Origin of the sequence: Streptococcus sp. Marseille-Q5619 (assembly GCF_946901205.1) — a bacterium.
In the GTDB taxonomy this organism is placed as follows: domain Bacteria; phylum Bacillota; class Bacilli; order Lactobacillales; family Streptococcaceae; genus Streptococcus.
Genome location: NZ_CAMPPO010000005.1, coordinates 1 through 15,549, shown reverse-complemented (window position 1 = coordinate 15,549; position 15,549 = coordinate 1). Strand labels below are relative to the sequence as shown.

Below are 15,549 nucleotides of genomic sequence, written 5' to 3'. Positions count from 1 at the left end.
ATTTATTCCTTTAACTTGCTATTTTGAACTAAAAATTTTATAATGAAATTAAGCAAATAGGAAGGTTTATTATCTTTAATGAATACACTCGCAGAGAAGTTCAGATTGAAAAGAAAAGAGTTGAGACTCTCCCAACAAACTCTTGCAGAAGGAATTTGTGAACAAAGCCAGATTAGTAAAATTGAGAGAGGGCATTTCATTCCCTCCGCAGACCTTTTGTTCAAACTCTCACAACGACTTGAAGTACCATTAGATTATTTTTTTAATGAACAAATTGAAATTAAATCTAACCTCTCTAATTTCAAGCAATTGTCTGCTCGACTATTAGATGACAGAAATTATGACAATTTGGAATATATTTATAGAATAGAGATTGAACGAAGTACTTTTCTAACACTAGAAGACCGAACTTACCTTGAGTGGATTAAAGCTATTATTGACTTCTATCAATATGACAGTAAGTGTGAGGCTATTTCTTCATTGGAAAATATATTATTAAAAGTCTCCTCAAATACTCTGATTTATTTAAAGGTATTGAATACTCTATCTAATTTCTATTCCTTAGTGGGTCGTGAACAAGAATATGAGGCAAACTACTCTCATTTAATGGAGTTATATCAGACAAAAAATTTTGAGCATCAAGAGTTTTTATTTGGCTACATCAGAGTTCGTTACAACTACGCTCACTACCTAGTATCAAAGGAAAAATATAATGAAGCTATCCAAGAAGCTCTTGAGACGATTGAACTCTGTAAACAAAGACAGACAAGCTACCAACTGGCTCCTCTACTTATTCTTGTAGGAAATGCTGGAGCCAAATTTCTAGACAAAGAACAAGTCAAAAATTATTATATAGAGGCAAAAGAGTTATGTAAGATTTATAACAATCCTTTAATGTTGATGAAGATAGAAAATTATTTGAAGGAATTAGATACTGTTTAGTTAATCTTGACATTATAGTTTTTCTGAAACGTTAAATAACCTGTAAGGCTGATAGTGAAATGAATACTATCAGCCTTATTTCAAGTTTATATTCTTCGAAAATCTCTTCAAACCACGTCAGCTCTATCTGCAACCTCAAAACAGTGTTTTGAGCAATCTGTGGCTAGCTTCCTAGTTTGCTCTTTGATTTTCATTGAGTAGTAGTCTCTCATGTTTGTTTAGCGTCTTAAAAAGACATTTGAGAAGATTAGAAACAGTTCTCTCTTTTCTCCTAGTATAATGATTGGTAGGAAGGGAGAGAAAAGATGAAATCAATGAGAATCTTATTTTTGTTAGCTTTAATTCAAATCAGTTTGAGTAGCTGTTTCCTATGGAAGGAATGCATCTTGTCCTTTAAACAAAGTACAGCTTTTTTCATCGGAAGTATGGTCTTCGTTTCAGGAATCTGTGCTGGAGTAAATTATCTTTATACCCGTAAGCAAGAAGTCCATAGTGTCCTAGCTAGTAAGAAGTCGGTGAAGCTTTTTTATAGTATGTTACTCTTAATTAATTTGTTAGGAGCTGTCCTTGTTTTGTCAGACAACTTGTTCATCAAAAATACGTTGCAGCAAGAATTAGTTGACTTTTTATTGCCATCCTTCTTTTTCCTATTTGGACTAGATTTGCTGATTTTTTTACCCTTGAAAAAATACATGCGCGATTTGCTTGCTATGCTAGACAGAAAAAAGACAGTTTTAGTGACTATTTTAGCAACACTTCTCTTCTTAAGAAATCCAATGACCATTGTCTCTCTTCTGATTTATATTGGACTGGGTTTGTTTTTTGCAGCCTATCTTGTCCCAAATTCGGTTAAGAAGGAAGTTTCCTTTTATGGTCATATTTTCCGAGATCTTGTATTGGTCATTGCTACGCTCATTTTCTTTTAGAGAAAGCTTGTTTTTATGGATGTTATGATGGTAAGTTTAGCAGGAAAATAGACACAAAAGAAAAGTTTTTGGTATAATAAGAATATGTACACAAAAAATGAAGAAGAACTGCAAGCCTTAGGGGAGCGTTTGGGTCATTTATTAGAAAAGAATGATGTTTTAATCTTAACTGGAGAACTGGGCGCAGGTAAAACGACCTTTACTAAAGGACTTGCGAAAGGATTGCAGATTTCTCAAATGATTAAAAGTCCAACCTATACTATCGTAAGAGAGTATGAGGGGCGTCTTCCGCTTTTCCATTTAGATGTTTATCGTATTGAAGGAGATGCGGATTCTATCGACTTGGATGAATTTCTCTTTGGTGGAGGCGTGACTGTTATTGAGTGGGGAAATCTCTTAGGAGATGCCTTGCCAGATACTTATTTAGAATTGGAAATTCTAAAAGAAGCAGATGGACGTCGTTTAAATTTTCAGGCAAAGGGTTTGCGTGCAGAAAAACTCTTAGAGGAGCTTCAACATGGAGTATGAATTGCTCATTAGGGAAGCAGAGCCTGAAGATGCAGCTGAATTAGTGGCCTTTTTAAATCGTGTAAGTTTGGAGACAGATTTTACCAGCTTAGACGGAGATGGTATTCTCTTGACCAGTGAGGAGATGGAAATATTCCTCAACAAGCAAGCTAGTTCGGACAATCAGATAACCTTACTTGCATTCTTAAATGATAAAATTGCTGGTATTGTAAATATTACAGCTGACCAGCGCAAGAGAGTCCGTCATATTGGAGATCTCTTCATTGTGATTGGAAAAAGATATTGGAATAATGGCTTGGGAAGTTTGTTGCTAGAAGAAGCGATAGAGTGGGCACAAGCAAGTAGTATTCTGCGTCGTCTCCAACTGACTGTCCAAACTCGTAATCAAGCAGCAGTCCATCTGTATCAAAAGCATGGCTTTGTAATTGAAGGTCGCCAAGAGCGTGGAGCATATATAGAAGAAGGGAAATTTATCGATGTTTACTTGATGGGTAAACTGATCGATTAGTAGAAATATGGTTAAAAAAATTATTGGAATGGTGATAGCTTTACTTTCTGTAACTGTAGTAGGAGCAGGTATTTTTGCTTATACTATTTATCAACAAGGGACAGAAACCTTAGCTAAAACCTATAAAAAAATCGGCGAAGAAACCAAGGTTATTGAAGCGACTGAACCTTTGACTATTCTGTTAATGGGAGTGGACACCGGAAATGCTGAACGAACTGAAACTTGGGTCGGTAGAAGTGATAGCATGATCTTGATGACAGTGAATCCTAAAACGAAAAAAACAACGATGATGAGTTTAGAGCGGGATATTCTGACCCGCATTGAATCAGGGAATGGTCAGGCTCATGAAGCGAAACTGAATTCAGCATATGCAGATGGTGGAGCAGAGCTTGCTATAGAAACCATTCAAAAAATGATGAATATCCATATTGATCGCTATGTGATGGTCAATATGAAAGGGTTGCAAAAACTAGTGGATGCAGTAGGTGGTATTACAGTCAATAATACCCTAGGTTTCCCAATTTCTATCAGTGACCAAGAAGAATTTAATACTATTTCTATCGGTGTTGGGGAGCAACATATTGGGGGAGAAGAAGCCCTAGTCTATGCACGCATGCGTTACCAAGATCCTGAGGGGGATTATGGTCGTCAAAAACGTCAACGTGAAGTTATTCAAAAAGTCATGGAAAAAGCCCTCAGTTTAAATAGCGTTGGTCATTATCAAGAGATTCTAAAAGCTTTGAGTGACAATATGCAGACCAATATTGATTTGTCTGCAAAAAGTATCCCTAACTTGCTAGGCTATAAAGATTCATTTAAAACCATTGAAACTCAGCAGTTGCAGGGTGAAGGAGAGATGCTTCAAGGTGTTTCTTACCAGATTGTTTCGAGAGCCCATATGTTGGAAATGCAAAATCTACTCCGACGTTCTTTGGGGCAAGAAGAAGTCACTCAGCTTGAAACCAATGCGGTCTTATTTGAAGATTTATTTGGCAGAGCCCCTGTTGGTGATGAAGAGAATTAACTTTTGATACAAATAAAAAATCAATCGTGGGAAATTTCCTGCGATTTTTTCAAAAAAATACGAATAGATAGGTAGGAGGTAGCATGAAAGCAGAAATCATTGCTGTTGGAACAGAGATTTTGACAGGACAGATTGTCAACACCAATGCTCAGTTTTTATCAGAAAAACTAGCAGAGATTGGGGTAGACGTATATTTTCAGACGGCTGTAGGAGACAATGAAGCTCGTCTCTTGGCTTTGCTTGAGATTGCCAGTCAACGTAGCAGTCTGGTGATTTTGACAGGCGGTTTGGGACCAACTGAGGACGATTTGACCAAACAAACTCTAGCTAAATTTTTAGGGAAAGAATTAGTCTTCGATCCTCAGGCTCAGGAGAAGTTAGATGTCTTTTTCGCCCAGCGACCAGACTATGCCCGAACACCGAATAACGAAAGACAAGCCCAAATTGTAGAAGGAGCGACTCCACTGTCAAACGAAACAGGGTTGGCTGTGGGAGGAATATTAGAAGTAGACGGAGTGACCTACGTCGTCCTTCCAGGTCCACCAAGTGAATTAAAACCCATGGTCTTAAACCAACTTCTACCTAAGTTAATGACAGGGAGCAAGCTGTATTCCCGAGTTCTTCGTTTCTTTGGAATTGGAGAAAGTCAGCTGGTCACGATTTTGGCTGATTTAATTGATAATCAGACCGATCCGACCTTGGCACCTTATGCAAAGACAGGAGAGGTAACCTTGCGCTTGTCAACAAAGGTTAGCAGTCAAGAAGAAGCGAATCAAGTGCTGGATATTTTGGAAAATCAAATCTTGGATCGCGAGACCTTTGAAGGTCTTTCTTTACGAGAACTTTGTTATGGTTATGGGGAAGAGTCTAGTTTAGCTAGCATTGTGGTAGAAGAACTGAAAAAGCAAGGGAAAACCATCACGGCTGCAGAGAGTTTGACGGCAGGTCTTTTCCAAGCTACCGTGGTGGATTTTTCAGGAGCTTCAAGTATATTTAAGGGTGGTTTTGTGACCTATAGCTTGGAGGAAAAATCAAAGATGTTGGCTATTCCTGCCAAGGATTTGGAAGAACATGGTGTAGTGTCTGAATTTACAGCCCAGAAGATGGCTGAGCAGTCACGAATCAAGACCCGGTCTGATTTTGGTCTTAGTTTGACTGGAGTGGCAGGTCCAGATAGCCTAGAAGGGCACCCGGCTGGGACAGTCTTCATAGGCTTGGCCCAAGAGCATGGAACTGAGGTCGTCAAGGTTAATATTGGAGGCAGAAGTCGAGCAGATGTACGTCACATTGCGGTTATGCATGCCTTTAACCTAGTTCGCAAGGCTTTATTAAGTGACTAACTTTTGATATAATAGTAGATAGGTCTAAGGACCATTAGAATGTAGGAGAATAGAATGGCGAAAAAACCAAAAAAATTAGATGAAATTTCAAAAAAATTCGGGGCTGAACGTGAGAAAGCCTTGAATGATGCTCTTAAATTGATTGAGAAAGATTTCGGTAAAGGCTCAATCATGCGTTTGGGTGAACGTGCAGAGCAAAAGGTGCAAGTGATGAGCTCAGGTTCCTTGGCTCTTGACATTGCCCTTGGTTCAGGTGGTTATCCTAAGGGACGTATCATTGAAATCTATGGGCCAGAGTCATCTGGTAAGACAACGGTTGCCCTTCATGCAGTTGCGCAAGCGCAAAAAGAAGGTGGTATTGCTGCCTTTATCGATGCGGAACATGCCCTCGATCCAGCTTATGCTGCGGCCCTTGGTGTCAATATTGACGAATTGCTCTTGTCACAACCAGACTCAGGAGAGCAAGGTCTTGAGATTGCAGGAAAATTGATTGACTCAGGTGCTGTAGATCTTGTCGTAGTCGACTCAGTTGCGGCCCTTGTCCCTCGTGCGGAAATTGATGGAGATATCGGTGATAGCCACGTTGGTTTGCAGGCTCGTATGATGAGCCAGGCTATGCGTAAACTTGGTGCTTCTATCAATAAAACCAAAACAATTGCCATCTTTATCAACCAATTGCGTGAAAAAGTTGGGGTCATGTTTGGAAATCCAGAAACAACTCCTGGTGGACGTGCTCTGAAATTCTATGCTTCAGTCCGCTTGGATGTTCGTGGTAATACACAAATTAAGGGAACTGGTGACCAAAAAGAAACCAATGTCGGTAAAGAAACTAAGATTAAAGTTGTAAAAAATAAGGTAGCTCCACCGTTTAAGGAAGCCGTAGTTGAAATTATGTACGGAGAAGGAATTTCTAAGACTGGTGAACTCTTGAAGATTGCAAGCGACTTGGATATCATCAAAAAAGCAGGAGCTTGGTATTCTTACAAAGATGAAAAAATTGGGCAAGGTTCTGAGAATGCTAAGAAATACTTGTCAGAGCACCCAGAAATCTTTGATGAAATTGATAAGCAAGTCCGTTCTAAATTTGGCTTGATTGATGGAGAAGAAGCTTCAGAACAAGATACTGAAAACAAAAAAGATGAAGCAGTTCAAGCAGATTCTGTGAATGAAGAAGTTACACTTGACCTAGGCGATGAACTTGAAATCGAAATTGAAGAATAAGCTGTCAAAGTAGTGGAGAAATCCACTGCTTTTTCGATTCTTTGTTCAAGATTTCAGATTTCCTATAGTTTGCTGTTTCTTGTCGCCCCACTAGAAAGCTGATATAATAGCCTTATGAATAAAAAAAGAACAGTGGACCTGATACATGGTTCGATTCTTCCCTCGCTCTTAAGTTTCGCCTTTCCAATCTTGTTGTCCAATATTTTTCAACAGCTCTATAATACTGCTGATGTCTTGATTGTTGGACGATTTCTTGGTCAAGAATCCTTGGCTGCAGTAGGAGCGACGACAGCGATTTTTGACTTGATTGTAGGTTTTACTCTTGGTGTTGGCAATGGCATGGGAATTGTCATTGCCCGTTATTATGGAGCTCGGAATTTCACTAAAATCAAGGAAGCAGTAGCAGCAACTTGGATTTTAGGGGCTCTTTTGAGTATTGTAGTGATGTTGCTGGGCTTTCTTGGTTTGTATCCTCTTTTACAGTACCTAGATACTCCTGCAGAAATTCTTCATCAATCTTATCAATATATTTCTATGATTGTGACCTGTGTTGGTGTCAGCTTTGCTTATAATCTTTTTGCAGGCTTGTTGCGGTCTATTGGGGACAGTCTAGCTGCCCTTGGATTTTTGATTTTTTCTGCCTTGGTCAATGTGGTTTTGGATCTCTATTTTATTACGCAACTGCAACTGGGGGTTCAATCTGCGGGCCTTGCCACCATCATTTCGCAGGGCTTATCAGCGGTTCTCTGCTTTTATTATATCCGTAAGAGTGTGCCAGAACTTTTGCCTCAGCGCAAGCATTTCAAATGGGACAAGGTCTTATACGCCGATCTCTTGGAGCAAGGTTTGGCTATGGGCTTGATGAGTTCAATTGTGTCCATCGGCAGTGTGATTTTACAGTCTTCTGTCAATACTTTTGGAGCCGTGATTATTAGTGCTCAAACAGCGGCGCGACGCATTATGGCCTTTGCCCTTCTTCCCATGACCGCTATTTCTGCCTCGATGACGACCTTTGCTTCTCAGAATCTAGGAGCTAAGCGCCCAGACCGCATTGTTCAAGGTCTACGAATCGGCAGTCGTTTAAGTATATCCTGGGCAGTTTTTGTTTGTATTTTCCTCTTTTTTGCCAGCCCAGCCTTGATTTCCTTCTTGGCTAGTTCGACAGATGGTTACTTGATAGAAAATGGAAGTCTCTATCTGCAAATCAGCTCAGCCTTTTATCCAATTTTGAGTCTCTTGTTGATTTATCGGAATTGTTTGCAGGGTTTGGGGCAAAAGATCCTTCCTCTGGTTTCTAGCTTTATCGAACTAATCGGGAAAATTGCTTTTGTGGTCATGATTATCCCTTGGGCAGGCTATAAGGGTGTTATTCTTTGTGAACCCCTCATCTGGGTTGCCATGACCATTCAACTGTACTTCTCACTATTCCGTCATCCCTTGATAAAAGAAGGTAAGGCCATCTTGGTAACAAAAGTGTTATCCTAGTTTGATTTACTGAATAAAATCTCTTTCCTCTAGTGAAAATCGAAAAAACTTGTGCTGTCATCTTTAGTTTGGTCTTGAAAATAGTTTAACAGACTTTTGATTTCTTTTATATGATATAATAAAGTATAGTATTTATGAAAAGGACATATAGAGACTGTAAAAATATACTTTTAAAAAGCTTTTTAGTCTGGGATGTTATTGTAGATAGAATGCAGACCTTGTCAGTCCTATTAACAGTGTCAAAATAGTACGTTTTGAAGTTCTATCTACAAGCCTAATCGTGACTAGGATTGTCTTCTTTGTAAGGTATAAATAAAGGAGTTTCTAGCTCTGGATTGTAAAAAATAAGTTGTTTTAATTGATAAGGAGTAGAATATGGAAATTGATGTGAGTAAATTAAGAACAGATTTGCCTCAAGTCGGCGTGCAACCATATAGGCAAGTCCATGCCCATTCCACAGGCAACCGTAACTCAACGGTTCAAAATGAGGCTGACTACCATTACAGAAAAGATCCTGAATTGGGCTTCTTTTCTCACGTAGTCGGTAATGGTCGTGTTATGCAGGTAGGACCTGTTGATAATGGTGCCTGGGACGTTGGGGGCGGTTGGAATGCAGAAGGTTATGCACAAGTTGAACTGATTGAAAGCCATGAATCGAAAGAAGAGTTTCTGATTGACTATCGTCTCTATATCGAACTCTTGCGCAATCTAGCGGATGAAGCTGGTATACCGAAAACACTTGATACAGACGACTTGGCAGGTATCAAGACACACGAATATTGCACCAATAATCAACCTGACAACAACTCAGATCACATTGACCCCTATCCTTATCTTGCCAAATGGGGTATTAGCCGTGAGCAATTCAAGCAGGATATTGAAAACGGCTTGACGATTGAAGCAGGATGGCAACAGAACGATACTGGCACCTGGTATGTACACTCAGACGGTTCTTATCCAAAAGATAAGTTTGAGAAAATCAATGGTACCTGGTATTACTTTGACGGTTCAGGCTATATGCTTGCAGACCGCTGGAAGAAGCACATAGACGGCAACTGGTACTGGTTTGATCAGTCAGGCGAAATGGCGACAGGCTGGAAGAAAATCGCTGAGAAGTGGTACTATTTCGACGCAGAAGGAGCCATGAAAACAGGCTGGATCAAATACAAGGAGACTTGGTACTATCTTGATAGTCAAAATGGGGACATGGTTTCCAATGCCTTTGTCAAATCAAATGATGGCTGGTATTACCTTAAAGAGGATGGTACGATAGCAGAAAAACCAGAATTTACAGTCGAGCCTGAAGGCTTGATAACAGTAAAATAGTAATGGAATGTCTTTCAAAGCAGAACAGCGCATATTATTAGGTCTTGAAAAAGCTTAATAGTATGCGTTTTCTTGTGGAGATATTTACTTCAATTTTTGCTACTATATTAAATAAAAATCAAAAAGCAAACTAGAAAGCTATGCTCAAATAAAATCTAAATTTGACAATGTAAACCGAGTCGGATAGCTTTAAGTACTGTTTTGAGGTTGAAGATACGATTTTTGATAGGAACTCATCAAATAGGTTTAATATCATCAATTTTGGATTTTTAAGCAGTATCAATAAATTGCTTTCTTGTTTTGTCATAATTTTTTTATTTAAAAAATTGACTTTATGACAAGGGTGTGCTATTCTTTTTATGAGAGGTGTATGAATATGATAAATGTATGTGATGTTGGAAAAAGAATAAAAGAACTTAGAATATCTTCAAATCTTACTCAAGATAAGATTGCTGAATATTTGTCTTTGAATCAAAGCATGATTGCCAAAATGGAAAAAGGTGAAAGGAATATCACGTCGGATGTTATTGAGAAACTATCTGCCCTGTTTTGCTGTACGGTTGAATATCTTTTGTTTGGCGAACAAGCTGAACAACAGTGTGTCATATCGTTTAGAAAAAATAAAATAGTAGACCAAGATCTTAAAGTTTTAGCGAAAATCAATAAAATTGTATTGAATCAATTTGAGATAGATCAGCTATTGGAGACAAAATAAATGATTGATAAAATGGATTTAAGTAATAAAGCTTCAAATCTTAGAAAAAAGTTGGGAGCTGATGGTGAAGCGCCGATAGATATTTTTAAATTGGTACAAAAGATAGAAAATTTGACGCTGGTATTTTATGGACTCGGAAAGAATATTAGCGGAGTCTGTTATAAAGGAACTCAGTCCAGTCTCATTGTAATCAATTCAGACATGTCATTAGGAAGGCAAAGATTTTCTTTAGCACATGAACTGTATCATCTTTATTATGATGAGGTGAAGAAGAGTTCAGTCAGTCTTATCTTGATTGGTGAAGGAGATGAAACTGAAAGAAAAGCGGATCAGTTTGCTTCTTATTTTTTAATTTCCTCATCTTCACTGTATAGGATGGTTGAGGAAATCAGAGAAAATGCCAATAGAACTCATCTTGAAGTAGAAGATATTATAAAATTAGGTCAGTTTTATGGTATCAGTCATAAAGCTATGTTATATAGATTGAGGAATGATGGATACCTTGATGCAGAAGAAATTAAAAATATGGATATTAGTGTTATAGAGACAGCTTCAAGATTAGGCTATGATACAAGTTTATATCGTCCTTTGTCAGAAAGTAAAAAGGAAATGGTATTAGGACACTATATTAAATCGACTGAACAACTTTTAGAAAATAACAGAATTTCTCAAGGGAAGTATGAGGAACTGCTACTAGATGCTTTCAGATATGATATTGTATATGGGCTAGATGAAGAGGGGGAGTTGTCGTTTGACTAGTCGTGTATTTATTGATACAGATTGTATTTCAGCATTTTTATGGGTTGGCACTGAACATCTTTTAGAAAAGCTCTATTCGGGTAAAATTGTTATTCCACAAGAGGTGTATGATGAAATCAATATACCTACAATCCCCCATTTAAAATCTAGGATAGACCAGTTGGTAGCTAAGGGTTCGGCTGAGATTGTGAGCATAGACATTGGAACTGAAGAATACGAATTATATAGAAATTTAACAAGAAATCATGATAGTAACAAGGTTATTGGTAAGGGAGAAGCGGCTTCTATTTCCTTAGCGAAAAAGCATAATGGGATATTAGGAAGTAATAACCTAAGAGATGTTAAACCATATGTAGAAGAATTTTCTTTAGAACATATGACAACAGGAGATATACTGGTTGAAGCGTTTCAAGAGCAATTTATTACTGAACAAGAGGGCAATCATATCTGGAATAATATGCTTAAAAAGAGAAGAAAAATTGGTGCAAATTCATTTTCAGACTATCTTAGTGGAAGTGTTCATCAAAATAGACAAAAATAAATTTGGATAAATCGAACTCACTATTCAGTAGGCATATGAGCAATTCGAAGAAGAAAAGTGTCAAATTGAGCCTATAGGAGTAGAAATGAAATAGTAAGTCCTGCATAGTGGATGAGAGAAAAGTTCTCCTTGAAGTTTCCCTGAACTATCAGTCGTATGTTAAACGATATGTAGGGTGATGTGAGAGGGGATAGCGAGTAGTTCTTAGTTGTTTTATCAAAAAACTTGTATTTTATCATACTGAATGATAAAATACAAGAAAAATAGTAGAATAAAGGAAAGCTTTTCTAAAATGTGTATCTTCCCACAGGATTCGTTCTTGTGGGATTTTTTTCGTTAAAGAAAGCGATAAATATTGACTTTTTTAAAGAAAGATGTCATAATTAAGTTGGAAAAAACGTAAAAGTATCACTTTTCTCGTTATCCCGACTCCCAAAACGTCGTTAAACCGCTCGGCAATCCATGGAGACATGGACACATAGTAGTAAGCACGCTATGTGGCTTGGCAGAGCTAAAAACTGTTCCCTTGCGATAAGCCTAATAAGCACAACATAGGGAGTTAGAGAAGCCGACTCTAATCATCCACTTTGGGCAGTAGTGAGAACTGCCCCGTGCTTTTTTATTTTGAGAAAATATGGAGTTTGTCGTTGAAATTACTTGATTGTATTTTAGATTATCAAGAGAAATTCGATGGAAAAACATGTCAAGTATCAACGAATTATAAGCATTTAGAGACTTTCGAAGTAGATTTTTGCTTGACTGATTTACATCACTTATTTGGCTTGCACAAAATCACACGAGATTATGCTAGTCAAACAATACCTGCTATTCAAGCTGGTGTTTTTATTTTGGAAGAATATAAAAATAATCCCATGTACAACGATGTTATAGAAAGGATATCTTTGTATAGTTTTATCGGTGATATCTTCTATTCTAGGATAACAAGTTGTTGTATCCTAGCCAAAGATTTATCTAAAAACACTATGAAGTTGGACGTCATATTTTTTGAAGATAGAAACAAAAGATCCGCAATTTTAGGTTTACGAAGAGATAAAAGTGGAATGTTTAAACCGGTTACTCTACATTTTACAAGCGCTAAGAAATATGCTAAAGTTCGTAAAACAGATGTGAAAGAAATTAAATGGTTATAAAAAAACTTTTCGCAGGCTTCGGCTTGCGTTTTTTTGTTTGATAAAATTAAAAAAATGTGCAAAAATAAGTAGAATTGAAAACAGGAAAAAACACCTCCTTTCGATTCGCAAAGCCTCTTCGCAAGGCAATGAGGGGGCGGAGAGACGCGCTCGTCAACAGAAGTATCTCATTGGAAATGTTGCTCACTTTTTTAGTGAGCTTTTTATTTAAGGAATAGGAATGAAAAATAAGAAGTTAAAATTATACTCAATGAAAATCTCTTCAAACCACGTCAGCGTCGCCTTGCCGTAGGTATCTTACTGACCAAGCTAGTGATGGACTTAAATAGGTGGTTTGGAGAGTCCTATGGGCTAGGAAATGCTGGCAATAGTCCTTGACTGAGGATAGGGTGTGACACTCCACTGGTTGACTTAGTTAATAGAGAGGGAATTACTATAAAATACTCAGGCTTCTATCATATATTTTGAAATGCTTGTGTAATCAAAATGTAACAATAATGTAATATTGGCGCAGGAGAAACTATACATAAATAAATCTATCATAACTATCGCATATTTGTTAAAAAATAGGTTGTATTAAAAGGTTTTATATGTATATGCATATATATATATATATAATGTCGCTTTTTTCTTGCCTTTCCTGACTCTATCGTATAGGAGAGGGGGTTGATTTGTATGTCAGAAGTGTTACTATATAGTTGATATATTATCGTCTATCGGCTTTTTGTGAGCTTTTTAAGCTTGGGAAAGCACTTAGACGAGGAAAGGATTTATGCTTATGTTTAGAAAAAGCAATAAGGATAACGGAGAGAAAATTTTCCGTTATTCTATTCGTAAATACCATTTTGGTGCTGCTAGTGTTGCGGTTGCGGCATTGATGTTTTTCGCAAATGGGGTGCAAGCGCAGGCGCCTGAGGTATCTCTGGCTACGGCTAGTGAAATGGTTGCTGGGTCTGCTGGTAACTCTGATGGGGATCCACAGGAGTCGGATGAAGGAGAACTGAAGAAGACTGTAATCGAACAGCCAGCTGAAGGTGAGTCTGCGGGTGAGTTAAAAGCGCAAGGTGCTAAAGCTGAGGAAGCGAATCAAGGGCAAGGGCTAGATAAGTCTAAATCTGCTCCAGGCGGTCAAGAGGGTCCTCAAGTGGGAGAAATAAAAGAGAGAGAAGAATCAACTCCTACTGCTGATAAGACAGCAGCCAAATCGACCCAAGGCACCCTAGAAGCTTTGTTGGCAAATCTAACCTTAGACTCCATGAAGGCTCTCCACGCTGAAGTCGAAGAAGGTCTCGCAAAGGCTAAGGCAGTCTTAGAGAATCCAAAAGCGACGCAAGAGCAGGTTGATGAGCAAGTAAGAGCTATGGAAGAACTTACGCGCCGTGTCAAGGAAGCTTTGTCACCTCAAGTTCCAACTCCTATAGTCTTAGAAAAAGTAGGTATGACAAATCATGGACTTGCTGCTCCAGAGGGGGCTGTTACCGAGCAAGCAACTGGCGGGAAGCGTCGTAAAAGAGTCGATTTGAGTCAAGCTACACCAGTTGTGGATCAGGTGAGTCCAGAAACTATAGGTAACTCAGAAAAAACTGAATCTAGTGAAAAGCCTAGTCGACAAGAACTTCCAACTTATACCAACCAAGGTGATGGAGCCTATAAACTAAAAGATGAGTTGGAATTTATTTATAAACGACTTCAAAAAGAGGGAGCTGAAGAAAGTAAAATCCAAGTAGCAAAAGCAGCTGCTGATAAGTTTAATGAAGCCTTCTCTAAAGGAGATACTATCAACCAAGAAGACTTTGCTGCTGCTCTGGTAGATCTTAAAAAATCCCGAGACCTTATCGAAGGAGTGCTGGAAAGCAAATACGGAGAAGATGCTACAACTAGAAGGGTAAATATTGAACCACGTGATGGTGGCTACTCTGACTTTCGTAATGCTAACCATAGTGGAAGGTCTGCAAGAGCGGCAAGTCCATTAGATAGGAAAGAGAGTTACATTGAAAATGGTAAGTCGGGAGATAATACCTACGATAGATACACCTATGTTTTTTTCTCTAAAAGAAGACTGATAGACAATTCGACCAAGCCTGTCTCTGAAGCAAAAACTTATATTCTTGCAAAAGTAACTCCTACAAATGATGGTTTCCATTGGGAGTTACAGATAAATAATGGACATAGACAAATACCTAGGACAGGTGTTTGGTTTACGATACCTTCGGGGCAAGAATACAAGCGCGGTTCAGATAGTATTAGTATTCGTCGCAAAGCTGGTGGCACCACTTCTGTATCTTCCAATTCTGGGGATTTACTTTCCCTTCTAAAACACTCTGCAACAGGTTTTAGCAATCATACTAAAGGAACAGTTAGGAATACTGGTATCGATAGAAGGCATAGTCCGAGCAACCTACCAGTAGCAAACTTTGATGATTTGGCTCGTCATGGTGTGGGAGGTAACCAACCATACGAAAGACGAGGTGAGCCTGAGGAGATGATGAAACAATCAGACGAAAAGTTTCACACTATAGATAATAGTAGTTCGAATTTATATTATTTCTCGCTGGGAAATAATGAAAATAGTTACAAAATAACTTTCGATACTATAGGGCAAAACAATATCAACAAGCTTGACTATGGTGTAGGTATAAGAGGAAATGAAGGTAGATATACGTTCCTTGTCAATCAGTGGCATTCCAGAACATATCATGAAGCAAAAGAGGGTGCCAAGGATGAAATAGAGCAAGCTAGACGACGTAAAAATGATAGTATTGGTAAGAATGGAAACCTTTCGTCTGTAGAGCAAAATAGTGCTACTGGTACAGTTAATGCCTATGCACGAGAGGCACAACGCGAGATTGACAATGCCGGCAGCTTGTTTGCGGTGGATGAAGCCTTGAACCGGGGGTTGGGAAATATCAACGGCGTCAACCCAGTAGGGAAAGCGAATGCTAAGCAAGAACTACGTAGAAAAGCTGACGAGAAGAAAAACGCTCTAGCAGGAACTCCTCATATCACAAATGAAGAGAAGGAAGCCGCTAATCGTCAAGTAGAGGCAGCAGTTACAGCAGCGGAAGCTGAGATTGATAAAGCTA

13 protein-coding genes and 1 pseudogene are annotated in these 15,549 nt (G+C 38.4%); all 14 read left to right on the top strand.

Annotated elements, in window-relative coordinates:
- The first annotated feature begins 78 nt into the window (after positions 1–78).
- Positions 79–942 (top strand): helix-turn-helix domain-containing protein, encoded by an 864-nt coding sequence (locus OC530_RS07750; protein WP_084925428.1) that lies wholly within the window; start codon positions 79–81, stop codon positions 940–942.
- Positions 943–1,247: 305 nt separating this feature from the next.
- The gene (locus OC530_RS07745) at positions 1,248–1,868 is read left to right on the top strand and encodes a hypothetical protein (protein WP_050989826.1); all 621 of its coding nucleotides are present in this window, start codon (positions 1,248–1,250) and stop codon (positions 1,866–1,868) included.
- 84 nt (positions 1,869–1,952) lie between these two features.
- Positions 1,953–2,396: a tRNA (adenosine(37)-N6)-threonylcarbamoyltransferase complex ATPase subunit type 1 TsaE gene (tsaE, locus tag OC530_RS07740; protein ID WP_262081034.1), complete on the top strand. Its 444-nt coding sequence runs from the start codon at positions 1,953–1,955 to the stop codon at positions 2,394–2,396.
- The gene (locus tag OC530_RS07735; protein ID WP_262081033.1) at positions 2,386–2,904 is read left to right on the top strand and encodes a GNAT family N-acetyltransferase; all 519 of its coding nucleotides are present in this window, start codon (positions 2,386–2,388) and stop codon (positions 2,902–2,904) included. Before tsaE ends, OC530_RS07735 begins: the two co-directional genes overlap by 11 nt.
- 7 nt (positions 2,905–2,911) lie before the next feature.
- The gene (gene brpA / locus OC530_RS07730; RefSeq protein WP_262081032.1) at positions 2,912–3,928 is read left to right on the top strand and encodes a biofilm formation/cell division transcriptional regulator BrpA; all 1,017 of its coding nucleotides are present in this window, start codon (positions 2,912–2,914) and stop codon (positions 3,926–3,928) included.
- Between the two features lie 83 nt (positions 3,929–4,011).
- Positions 4,012–5,268 carry a competence/damage-inducible protein A gene (locus OC530_RS07725; protein WP_262081031.1) on the top strand — a complete coding sequence of 419 codons (1,257 nt, stop codon included), beginning with the start codon at positions 4,012–4,014 and terminating at the stop codon, positions 5,266–5,268.
- 54 nt (positions 5,269–5,322) lie between these two features.
- On the top strand, positions 5,323–6,489 hold the full coding sequence (gene recA, locus OC530_RS07720) for a recombinase RecA (RefSeq protein ID WP_262081028.1): 1,167 nt from the start codon (positions 5,323–5,325) through the stop codon (positions 6,487–6,489).
- 114 nt (positions 6,490–6,603) lie between these two features.
- Positions 6,604–7,974, top strand: coding sequence for an MATE family efflux transporter (locus OC530_RS07715; protein ID WP_262081026.1), 1,371 nt, complete (start codon positions 6,604–6,606; stop codon positions 7,972–7,974).
- A gap of 375 nt (positions 7,975–8,349) precedes the next feature.
- Positions 8,350–9,300, top strand: coding sequence for an N-acetylmuramoyl-L-alanine amidase family protein (locus OC530_RS07710; RefSeq protein WP_112445108.1), 951 nt, complete (start codon positions 8,350–8,352; stop codon positions 9,298–9,300).
- 370 nt (positions 9,301–9,670) lie between these two features.
- Positions 9,671–10,015: a helix-turn-helix domain-containing protein gene (locus tag OC530_RS07705; RefSeq protein WP_001056000.1), complete on the top strand. Its 345-nt coding sequence runs from the start codon at positions 9,671–9,673 to the stop codon at positions 10,013–10,015.
- Between the two features lie 12 nt (positions 10,016–10,027).
- Positions 10,028–10,774 carry an ImmA/IrrE family metallo-endopeptidase gene (locus OC530_RS07700; protein WP_316043875.1) on the top strand — a complete coding sequence of 249 codons (747 nt, stop codon included), beginning with the start codon at positions 10,028–10,030 and terminating at the stop codon, positions 10,772–10,774.
- A pseudogene (locus tag OC530_RS07695) lies at positions 10,767–11,186 on the top strand (hypothetical protein); the annotation flags it as partial. The gene OC530_RS07700 and the pseudogene OC530_RS07695, both read left to right, overlap by 8 nt.
- A gap of 776 nt (positions 11,187–11,962) precedes the next feature.
- Positions 11,963–12,466, top strand: coding sequence for a PBECR4 domain-containing protein (locus tag OC530_RS07690; RefSeq protein ID WP_173233561.1), 504 nt, complete (start codon positions 11,963–11,965; stop codon positions 12,464–12,466).
- Between the two features lie 772 nt (positions 12,467–13,238).
- On the top strand, positions 13,239–15,549 hold a 2,311-nt coding region (locus tag OC530_RS07685), incomplete at its 3' end, for a DUF1542 domain-containing protein (RefSeq protein ID WP_262081021.1).

Coding starts and splice junctions, on each gene's coding strand:
- tsaE (WP_262081034.1), top strand. CDS start 1,953: ATGTACACAAAAAATGAAGAAGAACTGCAAGCCTTAGGGGAGCGTTTG.
- OC530_RS07715 (WP_262081026.1), top strand. CDS start 6,604: ATGAATAAAAAAAGAACAGTGGACCTGATACATGGTTCGATTCTTCCC.
- brpA (WP_262081032.1), top strand. CDS start 2,912: ATGGTTAAAAAAATTATTGGAATGGTGATAGCTTTACTTTCTGTAACT.
- OC530_RS07725 (WP_262081031.1), top strand. CDS start 4,012: ATGAAAGCAGAAATCATTGCTGTTGGAACAGAGATTTTGACAGGACAG.
- OC530_RS07710 (WP_112445108.1), top strand. CDS start 8,350: ATGGAAATTGATGTGAGTAAATTAAGAACAGATTTGCCTCAAGTCGGC.
- recA (WP_262081028.1), top strand. CDS start 5,323: ATGGCGAAAAAACCAAAAAAATTAGATGAAATTTCAAAAAAATTCGGG.
- OC530_RS07700 (WP_316043875.1), top strand. CDS start 10,028: ATGGATTTAAGTAATAAAGCTTCAAATCTTAGAAAAAAGTTGGGAGCT.
- OC530_RS07745 (WP_050989826.1), top strand. CDS start 1,248: ATGAAATCAATGAGAATCTTATTTTTGTTAGCTTTAATTCAAATCAGT.
- OC530_RS07735 (WP_262081033.1), top strand. CDS start 2,386: ATGGAGTATGAATTGCTCATTAGGGAAGCAGAGCCTGAAGATGCAGCT.
- OC530_RS07705 (WP_001056000.1), top strand. CDS start 9,671: ATGAATATGATAAATGTATGTGATGTTGGAAAAAGAATAAAAGAACTT.
- OC530_RS07750 (WP_084925428.1), top strand. CDS start 79: ATGAATACACTCGCAGAGAAGTTCAGATTGAAAAGAAAAGAGTTGAGA.